This window comes from Shewanella vaxholmensis (genome assembly GCF_031932135.1).
Lineage (GTDB): Bacteria > Pseudomonadota > Gammaproteobacteria > Enterobacterales > Shewanellaceae > Shewanella > Shewanella hafniensis.
In genome coordinates, this window is record NZ_JAUOEV010000012.1 from 76,577 (window position 1) to 89,265 (window position 12,689).

The window sequence follows — 12,689 nt, forward strand, 5'->3', positions numbered from 1 at the left end:
ATCGGTGATAACTGCGTTGCTTCACCACTCGTTTAAGAAAGCTAAACGTCGTGGTAAAGCGCCTTGTTCTAACTCGATTTATCCTACGTAAGATACTTTGCTGGTCTGGAGCCTAAAAGCCTCAAACCAAAGTTCTTGTAAAAGAAAACCCCGATACTGGAAACAGTGTCGGGGTTTTGTTTTTGGTCTGGTAGCTTGGGCAAGTTTCAGGTGTACTTACCTACACTTTTTGGAATTTAAGCACTGAAATGGCCATGAAAGTGTAACATTGTACACTTTTTGGTGGCTTATCATTTTCAACAATCCAAAAGTGTAGTTCTGTACACTTTTATATTGAATGGGGCTGGTTTTAGGACTAAGGTGTATGAAGTTACACTTTTGGAGATGATGATGGCATCACCGCTAAATCAACAATCCCTCGGCTTGTTAATTAAAGAACGAAGGAAAAGTGCTGCTCTTACTCAAGACGTGGCAGCCATGCTGTGCGGCGTAACCAAAAAAACGCTGATCCGAGTTGAAAAAGGTGAGGATGTTTATATCTCAACAGTATTCAAAATCCTTGATGGTCTGGGGATTGAGATCGTTTCGGCTCAAACCAGCGACACCGAAACTAACGGCTGGTATTAACCTATGAGTACTTCCAAAAAGCTCACGTTAGAGATGCACCTCGGTGATTTAATTATCGGGGAGTTATCCTTTGATGCGACGACCGACACCTTTGCCGTACATTACACCAAAGACTGGCAACAAAGTGGATTCCCACTATCCCCAACAATTCCCTTAGATGGCACAGGAAGTAGCAGTCAGATATCGATGTTTTTGGTTAACTTATTACCGGAAAACAAAGGATTAGATTATCTAATTGAATCGCTTGGCGTCTCCAAGGGGAATACCTTTGCCTTGATCCGCGCCATTGGTCTCGATACCGCTGGTGCTGTTGCTTTTGTTCCTAAAGGGACTTTGCTGCCTGAAACACAATTACGGCCAATTAAGGCTGAAGAAGTTATTCAGCGAATTGAAGATCCCACAATGTGGCCGATGGAAATTTGGGACGGCAAACCTCGACTGTCGGTTGCGGGTGTGCAACCTAAATTAAACCTGTTTTATAACGGTGAAGAATTTGCATTTGCCGAAGGCGCACTGTCATCTACCCATATTGTTAAATTCGAAAAATATCGCCATTTAGTGCTCAATGAATTTATGACGATGCGCTTAGCCAAGGCGATTGGAATGAATGTGGCTAATGTTGATATCGTTCATTTTGGAGATTACAAAGTACTCTGTGTCGAACGCTTTGACCGACGTTATATGCCAAATGAGCAAAGGGTATTAAGAAGGCATATTGTCGATAGCTGCCAAGCACTTGGTTTTAGTGTTAGCAAAAAATATGAACGTAATTTTGGTTCAGGGCGTGATGTTAAAGATATTCGTGAAGGGGTAAGTTTTAACAGGCTCTTTAGTCTTGCTGTAAAATGTCGCAATCCAGTGGCTGCTAAGCAAGACATGTTGCAATGGGCGCTGTTCAATTTACTGACCGGCAATGCCGATGCACACGGTAAAAACTATTCGTTTTTTATGACGCCAAGCGGAATGGAGCCAACTCCTTGGTACGATTTGGTCAGCGTGGCTATGTATGAGGATTTTGAACAACAGCTTGCGATGGCAATCGATGACGAATTTGATCCAAACAGCATTTACGCGTATCAATTGGCCGCATTTATTGATGGCTTAGGTTTACCAAGAAATCTATTAATCAGTAACTTAACGACAATAGCGCGAAGAATACCGCAGGCAATAACTGAGGTGGTTTCAATGCTCCCGGCTCTCGATGAGAGTGAAACAGTATTTGTGGCTCATTACAAAGCGCAGTTGCTGGCGAGATGTGATCGTTACCTTAGTTTTGCCGCCGAGGTCAGGGATGTGGAAGTGTAGCTCTAGCTACATCTTATCACCCAGCGGTAATTTCGTTGGAGGGAGAACTTCTTTAGCCACAGTGTTGGCTGTTAATCTTCGGAGATTTGTGACTGTCCCATCTTTCTATATTGTTAGTTATTGCGGCCTTACGGCCGAGATGAATCAAAGTCGTGGGGCTTCACCCCACACCTGATCTAGGAGGACTGCTCATCCTATCCTCCTTGCTATTGTTTTCACAAGCAGCCAAGACGTCCCTAGCGAAGTTACATGCATTGACTCTCTATTTATAAAGCAGGGCTTCGTGCTTATTCGAAAATCGCTAACGCTTCCGATGGATGTGCTTTACATCCATGCAAAGCCATCCAGTTCGGCAGTCCCTGCATCTCGCTTATAAGCACAAAAATCACCGATTTTCATTCGCCCCTTCCCCGAAAACTACGCAGACGTCCTGTCTGCGTCACACGCCATTCTTTCAATAAAGAGTCTTCAGCGCCCTTCAGCAACTTCGCAGGGGAGGGTGAACTTCTGTAGCCTCGGTATCGGCTGTTAATCTCAAAAGAGATATTCCTGTTCCATTTTCGTCGGCCTTGACTCACCGGGAGCGTCCATATATAGCCATGTTATTACTATGGAGTTCTGTCAATAAGTGTACTAAAAGAAAAGTATTAAAAGAAACCAACCTTCGTGTAGAATACATAACAATATTATGTAATTAGAAATAGATAGAAGGATTTTGTTATGGGGTCAAGAACATTTGCAACAAGGATGACTTGCTTTTCTTTAGTGTCGGCAATTGAAAGCGATTTAAGACACATAATTGCAATTATGGACACAACCAATAAATTAGATATTCCTAATGATGTATCGAGTAATGCGAAGGAAAGGTTTAAAATCCATTTTAAAGAAAACTTTTGTGATAAACAGCCTATTATAGATTTAATTGAATTTAGTGATTTCTCCGACCTTGCAAAGATACTTTCAAAGAACAAAAATGTTCAAAATACTATTGATAAAATAGAGGTTGAAAGAATTATAGAAGGCTTGAATAACTTAATACAAACTAGAAATAGAACTTGTCACTCAAGACCTCTAGAATATAATGACATTAATGATCTAACGGAGTTCTCAATAGTAATAAAGAAAATTGGAAGTCAGCATTGGTGGACTAATATAAATGAGGCATTAGAAAATCTTAATAATCCAGCATTCGCTTTGTCTTTGCAAATACCTTCTTACTGGAAATCTAATAAAGTAAATATTTATAACAATTTACCTTTGCCTGAGTTTGATGATACAGGATTTTTAGGTCGTAAAAATGAGAGGATTGCAATAAACGATTTAATTTATTCTCACACCCGTGTAATTTCATTAATTGGAGAGGGTGGAGTTGGTAAAACAGCTTTAGCTTTAAGATGCCTCTATGATGTTTTAGAAAGAGTAGAAAACTCTGGTGAAAATATCTATGACATGGTTGTGTGGGTTACACTAAAAGCTAATAGATTAACTAATTCTGGAGTTATACAGTTAAGAGATGCGATTGTTTCTACATTAGGGTTATTTCAAGATATTGGAGATAATATAGGTTTAAATACAAAGTTATCTATTTCTGATTTACTAGAAGAAATATCACTTTACATGTCTGAGTTTAAAATACTCCTATGTATTGATAATTTGGAAACAATTGAGCAGCATGATATAAGAGATTTTTTAGCTGGGATTCCAAACGGTTCAAAAGTATTAATCACAACAAGAATTGGTTTAGGAGAAATTGAATATAGATACAAACTAGATAGTTTAGATGAAAAGTCATCTATTGATTTAATCAGAAAACTATCAACATTATTAAATATTGAGTCGTTAAAGAAAAGAAAAACATCTTCCTTGGAGAATTTGGTTAAGAAATTGTATTATAATCCATTGCTAATAAAATGGTATGTGTTAGGTGTTGGATCAGGAAAACAACAAGACGAATTATTAAGTAAAGATTCACTTAGTTATAAAGAAGCTCTAAAGTTTTGTTTTGAAAACTTATATAATAAATTAACAACTGTTGAGCTAGAAATTATAAAAACTATAGCTTGCTTGAGAAATAGCGTTACAGCTGTTGAACTAAGGTATATTTTAAGTAATAAGGATGAGTTGGAAATAGCTGAAAGTTTACATAACCTAAATAATTCAAGTATGTTAAAGTCAGATTTACATGACTCAAAAGAAAACAAGGGAATAAGAACATATGCTCTAACAGATATAGCAAGTGATTACTTATCATCAATATCGTCAATAGAGGACAGTTTTCATGCCGATGTAAGACAAAAAAATAAAGAGCTACGAAGGCATATTGAAGAAAACTCTACAGAACGAAGCCATTATCATCTAGATATCACAAACATTCACGCAAACAATCGTGATGAAAAGATTTGCGCAGTTTTTCTTAAGCAAGCATTAAGTATTTCAAAGAGCGGTGGTGTATATGAAGAAGCATTAATTCATATTCAGAAAGCGAAAGGAATGATGCCTAGCTTTTCAGAGTCCTATCGTATCAATGCTCAATTATTAAGCTCAAGTCCTTATAAAGCTGAATCAGAGTATGAAGCTGCAATAGAGTATAACTCTGAGTCCGTAATCGCTTACTATTCTTTTGCTCAATTTTTAGTGCAAGAAGAAGATTTTCCATATGCCTTAGAGCAGATTGATAGAGCAATAAAATTGAAAGAAAAAGATGAGTCTCTTATATCATTTAAAGCTTTAATTCTTACAAGAATGGGAGATTATAAAGAAGCAATAAGTTTATATGAAGAGATTCTCCCCGTTCAACGTAAAAACTCTCATAGAAAATTTAGAATAAGTACTTATCAACAATTAATAAGTTGCTACAAAAGGTATGCGGAGAGGCTGCTAGTTGATAGTGACCTACCTAAATCAAATGATATTGTAAAGAGAATATTCGAGCTATTCCATGAAATGTTTAATAGCGAGAATTATGATGAAAGATCGCTATCTTTATTTAGCCAGATTATTATACTTTGTGATCGAATAGATATGAAAAACACTAACCTTACACAAACTAATGCCGCAATAAAATTACTTGATGATTACAGAGTTATATTTAGTGTTCATGATAAAAATCATATAAGAGGATATTTATCCGCTTCACTAACAATGTTACATTCTCAAAATAAACAAAAAATTGAGACTATTATTGAAGATTTAATAGGTGAGCAAGTTAATGAATATTCTGATGAACTAAGTTTTTTTAAAGGTTGTATAAAAGATATTCGTATAAAAAATGGAAAGCTATCATTTGGTTTTATAACTGGTGATGATAATAAAGAATATTTCTTCCACCGAGGTGAAGTTAACCCACATGAAGTACTAGATAATAAAGGTGATTATAGAGGGGCGCGCGTGGGGTTTTCTCCAAGCCATGGGGTAAAAGGACCTACAGCAAAAAATGTTCACTTAATATAACCTTTATTTGACATTATATTAGTTTTAAAATTTTGCTCACAGAATTTAACTGGCCACCCATTGTTAAATTTTATAAAAGGGATGGTAGGCATAATTCTGTTTGCTTTACATGACTCGCAAGCAACACCAAATATAAAAGAGATACACCTTCCCCGGCGAAGTTGTCGAAATACGCAGATAGCTCTTAGTTGTTTGAGTGGGGCCGTGGCGACATCATGGATGATGGCGCAGGCTCGGGGAAAGTGATGTCCCATCTGAGCCGTTAGGCCGCAAATAAGCATCGAAATCTAATAATCCTATGTTATGTTTTTGCTGGGCCGTGTTTTTGGCGGCGGTTCAATAAGTCTAATCACTCGCTTAATCACATAGCTTAATTACATAACAAAAAGGGTGCATCGATGAACGAAGAGCAATACGAGAAGGGTCTTGAGGTGCGTCGTGCTGTGATGGGCGATAGCTATGTGGATAAGGCGCTCAATAGTGCGACGGATTTTACCCAGCTGCTGCAAGATTTAGTTACTGTGAGATTTAGTTAAATTGAGGTTTAGTGGTTTTAACATTCGCTAGGGGAGCTGAGTTACGCGCATTCCCCTAGCGCACGATGGCTACAAACTTGAACAGTCTGCGCTTATTTTTGTAACTGGGCTTTTGCGGCTTCTACTTTTGAGAAATCCAAACCGAGTTCAAGCACAGCTTCTTTGATCAAGGCCGGTTTCTGCATCACTAGCCCCAGCAGTTGTTGTAGTTTTTCGGCTGGGATGCCTAATTGACCGAGCGTACCCATCGCCATTAATGGATTTTCGGTTAATGTTTGAAACAGTTCTTGGATCTTAGTGTCACTTACGTTGTGTTCTTTTAAGATGGCAATAATGGGATTCATTGCATTACCTTGTTGATATGAAAGTTAAACAGGTGCCGATTTTATCACAATTCTGCCAGAGTGGTTGCCCCACACATGCGTACCCGTTGGATTTTGCCACGCCTTGCCTATGCCATTAAGCGCATTAGATTTTATCCCCAATAAGCTTTACTCTGGTGATGTATTCCTCAAAAGTCTGCCGATAAAAACCTGCGCGACAGTTGTGCATCTTGAGTCGTTGCACTGGGTATTGTGGCTCTAGATATTATGGCTGTGGATATTTGTTGCATTAGATAGTGCGGAGCTGCGCCATGCCGCTTTTATCATCCCTTAAAAATAGAAAGGAACTGTGGTTATGCTTGATGTTGTCGCGAACCAAGACAAAAGTATTGTGGTTAAACAGTTGCGATATGGGCGTGATAATGAGGTGCTGGTCGTCGATGAGTGGCAACTGCATCCCGCTGAACATTGGGCGATTTTCGCGACCGACAGCTATTGTGGTTCCTTGCTCGGGCGAATATTAACCGGTGATATTCAGCCCAATGAAGGGACGATTGCTGGCCTGCCGCAACGTATCGGCTGGGTGTCACTTGGGTTGCAGCAAGCGTTGCTGGAGCGCGAGTTAGAAAAAGACGAGTTGGATTACGGTTCGAGTGTCGAATCCTTAGTGTTGGAATGCTGCCAAGATGCCGCACAACTCGCGCCACTATTACAAAAGGTTGGGCTTGAGCCGCTGCGCCTGCGTGGTTTTCGGCAGTTATCTACGGGCGAAACGCGCCGAGTTATGCTGGCGCGTGCGCTGGCAATATTACCGCAATTGCTGATCTTAGATGACCCTTATGCTGGGCTCGATGTTGAACATCAGGCGAGCTTATCTGAGCTGCTGAGTGAAGTGGCTGAGCATACTCAGTTGCTGATCATCACCTCGCGCCAAGAAGAATTGCCGCCGTGTATCAGCCATGTGGCGCTGTTTAATGGCGAGATGCTCAAATCGGGGCAGAGTGTGCACAAACTCAGCCCGTCGATGTCGATTGAGCAATGGCACAATCATCCTGTGATGGCGCAGTTGAATGCGTTATCGGCGCAGCGTAGTGATGAACTCTTGGCCTTGATGGAGCGGCAAAGACACAACGCAGAGGCGTTTGATCCTCTGGTCGAGATTAAAAATGGCAAAGTGGAATATGTCAGTGGGCTGATTTTCAGTGGCGTGAATTGGCGCATCGAGGCGGGGCAACATTGGCAAGTTCGCGGCCCAAATGGCTGCGGCAAAAGCACTTTGCTAGGGCTGATTTTAGGCGACCATCCCCAATGCTATAGCAACGACATCACACTCTTTGGCCGACCTCGCGGAAGCGGCGAGAGTATTTGGCAGATTAAACAACGGATTGGCATAGTGTCGTCGGCGCTGCACTTGCAATATCGCGTCAGTTGCTCGGCATTAGATGTGCTGCTTTCAGGCTTTTTTGACTCTATTGGTCTGTACCAGAAACCCACTAAACCTCAGCTGGATTTGGCGAAGGAATGGTTAGCCATTTTGCACATGACAGGGCTGGCAAGCACCAGCTTTAAGAAGCTCGATTATGGGCAGCAGCGGTTATTGCTTATTGGTCGCGCCTTGATTAAACAGCCCTTATTACTGATTTTAGATGAGCCGTATCAGGGCTTAGATTTTATCAATCGCACCTTAGTGATGCGGGCGTTGGAGATGATAGCCGAGCATCATCTGAGCCAATTGCTGTACGTGTCGCACCATAGGGAAGATGCGCTGCCCGCTATCCATCATTTCGTGGATTTTATTAAGCAGGGCGACGGTTATTCGGTGCAGGTGAGTGATAGCGAGTCCAAGGATTGAGCCAGTCTTAACAAGCAAGCAAGCAAGCAAGCAAGCAAGCAAGCAAGCAAGCAAGCAAGCAAGCAAGCAAGCATCAGCAACCGCTGGCGAGTCACGGCTACTTAGCTGTTTGCTGAGCGTGTAATGAAAATCGGTGTTGGAAGTGTTGTTATGCAAAGCAGGGATGAAAAGCCTGAGGCTTGCCATCCCATTGAGCTTTTATTACAAGCTATCTGCCACCAGATCTCTATTACTAGCTATCTGCCACAAGCTTGCTATTTCACTCGTAGTAACCCGTACAGCACACCCTTTGTAACAATTCCTCGGCGCTCAAAGGCATTTTAAGGGCTGCCTCATTTGGCTTGAGTTGATATCGTATAGCCCATGTTTAGCGTCAGTCTAAAGCGCTACTGCTGTTGTGTGCATCTATCTAAAAATAATAAAGGAATCTCCACTATGCCTCATTGGCTCAGGGCAACTGCCATCCTGTGGGCTGGCTGCTCGGCGCTTGCCGTTGCTGCGCCCAGCACCTCCGAACCTTCATACTTTGATCCACAAACCTTATTTGCGCCGCTGTCGCTGCCTTATCCCGCGACGGCACTGCGAAATGGCGCGGGCAAGCCCGGTGCGATGTTTTGGCAAAATCGCGTTGATTACAGTTTGCACGCCACTATCGATACGCAAAACGATAAGTTAAGCAGCAAAGAAGTCATCACTTACACCAATAACAGTCCAGATGCCTTACCAACGCTGTGGGTGCAGTTAGATCAAAACATGTACCGCAAGGACTCCCGCAGTACTGTGGCGTCCGAATGGCGTCGTGGTCAATTTACCGATGGATATCAATTCGATAAGGTCACAGTCTTGATTGGCGGTAAACGCTATGATGCTAAATTCTTAATCGATGATACCCGCATGCGGGTGGACTTGGCCGAGCCTCTGGCGGCGAACGGCGGCAAGCTACAACTGCAAATCGATTATAGCTATCAAGTTCCCGGCACTTGGGGCGGCCGTACTTCAGTCACGCCGTCGACTAATGGCAAGATTTTTGAAATCGCCCAGTGGTTTCCACGCATGGCGGTATATGACGATCTCCATGGCTGGAACAACAATCCCTACATAGGCTCTGAGTTTTACTTGGAATACGGCACCATAGATTACACGGTCACAGTGCCGGGTAACTATTGGGTGGTGGGTTCTGGCGAGTTAGTGAATCCTAAGGATGTGCTAACCAAAACCGAGCAGCAGAGATTCGCCGCGGCCAAGCAAAGTGATAAAACTGTGTATATCCGTACTTTAGAGGATCTTGCTAAAACCGACAGTCGCCCAAGTGCGAGCAAAACCTTAGATTGGCATTTCCGTATGGAGCACACCCGCGATGTGGCCTTTGCGGCATCGCCCGCGTTTGTGATTGATGCGGCGCGAATTAATCTACCCAATGGCAAAGCGTCGCTGGCGATGTCCGCCTATCCCGCCGAAGGTGTGGGATCGAATAAGTGGGACCGCGCCACTGAGTATGTGAAAGCCAATATTGAGCATTTTTCCCAATGGTATCCTTATCCTTGGCCTGCGGCGGTCAACCTCGGCGGTCAGGGCGCTGGCATGGAATATCCCGGTATAGTGTTTGATGGCATGGACGATAAGGACGATCTGCTGTTTTGGATCACCGCCCATGAACTCGGCCACAACTGGTTCCCTATGATTGTGGGCTCAGACGAACGTCGCCACGCCTTTATGGACGAAGGGTTTAATACCTTTATCGATGTGTATGCCTCGGATGCTTTCAATCAAGGCGAGTTTGCACCTAAACGCGACAGCGAATATGCGCCTAAGGGCGGCAATCCTGTGGATGAAATCTTGTCTGTGTTGGCCGATGCAGAAGCGCCAACTCTGATGGCACCCTCGGAAGCGGTTGCTGAAACCTATCGCCATTCAGTGAGTTACTTTAAAGGTGCCTTAGGGCTGGTCTTGCTGCGTGAGCAGATTTTAGGGCCTGATAGATTCGATCCCGCCTTTAAAGAATACATTGCTACTTGGGCGTTTAAGCATCCTACGCCATCGGACTTTTTCCGCTTTATGGAAAGCGCCGCTGGTGAAGATCTCGCATGGTGGTGGCGTGGCTGGTATCTCAATAATTGGCAGTTGGATATGGCAGTCACAGGTGTAAAAGCTGTAGATGACAAACATGGCAAAGGTACAGCTATCAGTTTGACCAGTAAACAAAAGTTGGTCATGCCAGCCACGCTGCGTTTGCAATATATTGATGGGACGAGTGAGGATTTTCGTATTCCGGTTGAAACCTGGATGCACCGTGTTTCGCCAACGATTGTCTTACCTGTCACTAAACCCGTGAAGACGGCAACACTGGATCCCGAGCATAAATTACCTGACGCCGACCGCAGCAATAATAGCCTGAGCTTGTAATTGTTTTAGTGTTGAAAATCCCGAAAGCGCCCTAGTGGCGCTTTTTTGTTGCTGCAAAGTGCAAAAGTTTGCCACTGAAATGAGTTTTTTAACTTCCGATACTTGATATGTGCTAATCGCTTACAGGTGCTTTTTGGAGTAAACCATAGGGGCGGGCAAGCGCCCCTCGAATATCCGCTAACGAAAATACCTTAGAAAACCGTCCGAAGGTTTTGCCATAGAACACACATTCCACCACTGGCAGAGTAAATACATTGTGGCTCGCCGCTATCTCAGCTTGGGCTTGGCAATCGATATAGGCCATCTGCATCAGCGGGAACGCTTGCGCTAACATCTCAGCAATTCTCGGTTTGAGCGTTTGGCACACACCGCAGTCCGGCGCGCCAAATAACAACAGCACCGCTGCGTGCTCGGTTAACAAAGACTCAAGCATCTCTGGTGAGTCAATTTGCGTGATGATATCAGTGTGCATGCGTTGCCATTGGGAAGTTGCTATGGGTATGAATTAATGGGCTAGTTTGCGTGTTTTTAGGGTTAAAGCCAGCCCATTTTTACCACGCTACTACCGATAAATTGACCAAGGTAGAATAAGCCAAGCATGAGAAGCCCGATACTGGCAGCAATCACTCCGGTTTGCTGTATGCCTGTCAGGCTATCTCGCCATTGTTTTAGATTACTTATCATTTTACTACCTGCTCAGGCTTAAGGTTACACGCGTAACTTTACATATGTCGTATCGCTAACGGCACCACTGGCGCTCGCAGGGAATGCCATCATTGTCACCATCCATTTGAGTATTGGGGCAATGTTGGATATAGAATGTCGCTTCTGCGCAGGAACTCATCTGGCTGCAATGGGTTTTACCCGCTTCACATTGGAATCTTGGCGTTGCAGGTGTTTGAGTTCTCACTTTAGTTTCGTACATGGGCATTGGCTGAATGTCTTCATTTGTGAGGACTGGTACTTCATCGATTGCAGGAGCTTCATTAAATTCTTGGTATTGTTTAAAGCCAAAGATAACTATGGCAACGATTATTAGCAGCGGGATTATCGTATTAAATGAAGATTTTCGTGGGCTATGGTAATGGGCTTTGTTTTTGTTATTGAAGTTTTCATTGCGTGATTGGACATGAGAGTGGGAATCGGTGCGTGGCGCTGAGCTTGCCGCTACCACCGCGACGCCTTCAATCGAGGCGATAACCGCTTTTCTTTTTCCGTCATTTTGCACTTCAGTTTGAAACAGAATGCTGTCGCCCACTATGGGTTTTCTCGCCATCTTTTTTAGCACCGAAATGTGAATAAACACATCTTGGGCGGCGTTTTTTTCAGGCTGAATAAAGCCAAATCCCTTTTCATCGTTCCAGCGTACCAGCACGCCTCTATCCATGAGCATTTTCTATGTCCTTAATTTAACGGCTTAATAGTTTTAGTTATTGAATATCAATACTTACTTGAGTCGATCCGATTTATCCCCTTGGAGGAATAAACCGTTTTTAGGTTGGCGAGTCGGCTATTCAATGTTGGATGCTAAGTTACTCAAGCATAGGAAGTTTTGCAATTTTTTATCTTGAATTTGCTTATGTGGGAGTCATTTGCTTTGAGTGTATGGCACAGAGGAAATGTGAGCACTCTGCAGAAACGGTTGGCATTTTTCTAAATTCAATACAAACAAGTGTTTGTGTTTATTTTGAACATAGAGAGCAAAAAGTGCGCAATAAAAACTTGCAATATTACTGTGTGCTGCATAGTATTTGCTGTGTGGCGCACAGTGTGTGTGACACAGTGTTCAGGATGGGAATTCGACTATGACAAGTTCACAGCTAGTCAAAATGCGACTCGAGTTGCGTCGTGGGGTATTAGTGTTGGCAGTACTGGGATTATTAAAACAACCCCATTACGGTTATTCGCTCCGCAAACAGTTGCAGGAAGGCGGTATCGATATTGATGAGGGGACTCTGTATCCCTTAGTGCGCCGCCTAGCCGATCAAGGATTGTTGGATAGTGAGTGGCGACAGGCCGAAGGGCGTGAGCGTCGTTATTACCAATTGTCGTCATTGGGGGCTGAGTTACTCAGTCAACTTACCGATGAATGGCAGCAACTTAATGGCGCCTTGGCTTTTTTGCTGGAGCAAAGCGCTGACACTAATGGCTCTGATATTAACCGCTCAGACGAGAGCGCAGAGGAGATTTGAT

General features: G+C 43.1%; 10 protein-coding genes and 1 pseudogene. 7 read left to right on the forward strand and 4 right to left on the reverse strand.

Annotated features, from left to right (window positions below; translation table 11 throughout):
• Positions 1-390 precede the first annotated feature (390 nt).
• The 4 genes and pseudogenes from hipB to Q4Q46_RS12015 form a co-directional block, all read left to right on the forward strand.
• On the forward strand, positions 391-627 hold the full coding sequence (gene hipB, locus Q4Q46_RS12000; protein ID WP_126493436.1) for a type II toxin-antitoxin system antitoxin HipB: 237 nt from the start codon (positions 391-393) through the stop codon (positions 625-627).
• A gap of 3 nt (positions 628-630) precedes the next feature.
• Complete coding sequence (locus tag Q4Q46_RS12005; RefSeq protein ID WP_311906042.1) at positions 631-1,932, forward strand: HipA domain-containing protein; 1,302 nt, start codon at positions 631-633, stop codon at positions 1,930-1,932.
• A gap of 720 nt (positions 1,933-2,652) precedes the next feature.
• Positions 2,653-5,382: an NB-ARC domain-containing protein gene (locus Q4Q46_RS12010; RefSeq protein WP_311906043.1), complete on the forward strand. Its 2,730-nt coding sequence runs from the start codon at positions 2,653-2,655 to the stop codon at positions 5,380-5,382.
• 398 nt (positions 5,383-5,780) lie between these two features.
• Positions 5,781-5,903 (forward strand): annotated as a pseudogene (locus tag Q4Q46_RS12015) (4-carboxymuconolactone decarboxylase); the annotation flags it as partial.
• Positions 5,904-6,010: 107 nt separating this feature from the next.
• Here the strand turns inward: Q4Q46_RS12015 and Q4Q46_RS12020 are convergent.
• Positions 6,011-6,262 carry a DUF2999 family protein gene (locus tag Q4Q46_RS12020; RefSeq protein ID WP_286992106.1) on the reverse strand — a complete coding sequence of 84 codons (252 nt, stop codon included), beginning with the start codon at positions 6,260-6,262 and terminating at the stop codon, positions 6,011-6,013.
• 334 nt (positions 6,263-6,596) lie between these two features.
• Here Q4Q46_RS12020 and Q4Q46_RS12025 point away from each other — a divergent pair, with 334 nt between their 5' ends.
• Together Q4Q46_RS12025 and Q4Q46_RS12030 are read left to right on the forward strand one after the other, a co-directional pair.
• Positions 6,597-8,093, forward strand: coding sequence for an ATP-binding cassette domain-containing protein (locus Q4Q46_RS12025; RefSeq protein WP_311906044.1), 1,497 nt, complete (start codon positions 6,597-6,599; stop codon positions 8,091-8,093).
• Positions 8,094-8,528: 435 nt separating this feature from the next.
• Positions 8,529-10,496 (forward strand): M1 family metallopeptidase, encoded by a 1,968-nt coding sequence (locus tag Q4Q46_RS12030; RefSeq protein ID WP_311906045.1) that lies wholly within the window; start codon positions 8,529-8,531, stop codon positions 10,494-10,496.
• A gap of 112 nt (positions 10,497-10,608) precedes the next feature.
• Here the strand turns inward: Q4Q46_RS12030 and Q4Q46_RS12035 are convergent, their stop codons facing one another.
• The 3 genes from Q4Q46_RS12035 to Q4Q46_RS12045 all read right to left on the reverse strand — a co-directional run bounded on the left by Q4Q46_RS12035 (position 10,609) and on the right by Q4Q46_RS12045 (position 11,889).
• A complete protein-coding gene (locus Q4Q46_RS12035; protein WP_311906046.1) occupies positions 10,609-10,968 on the reverse strand; it encodes a thioredoxin family protein in 360 nt (119 codons plus the stop codon).
• Between the two features lie 62 nt (positions 10,969-11,030).
• The gene (locus tag Q4Q46_RS12040; protein ID WP_006086096.1) at positions 11,031-11,180 is read right to left on the reverse strand and encodes a hypothetical protein; all 150 of its coding nucleotides are present in this window, start codon (positions 11,178-11,180) and stop codon (positions 11,031-11,033) included.
• A gap of 55 nt (positions 11,181-11,235) precedes the next feature.
• Entirely contained in the window at positions 11,236-11,889 is a 654-nt protein-coding gene (locus Q4Q46_RS12045) for an excalibur calcium-binding domain-containing protein (RefSeq protein ID WP_126491153.1), read from the reverse strand.
• Positions 11,890-12,301: 412 nt separating this feature from the next.
• On the opposite strand from Q4Q46_RS12045, the gene Q4Q46_RS12050 reads away from it, so the two are divergent.
• Positions 12,302-12,688 (forward strand): PadR family transcriptional regulator, encoded by a 387-nt coding sequence (locus tag Q4Q46_RS12050; protein WP_006086094.1) that lies wholly within the window; start codon positions 12,302-12,304, stop codon positions 12,686-12,688.
• Position 12,689: the final 1 nt, after the last annotated feature.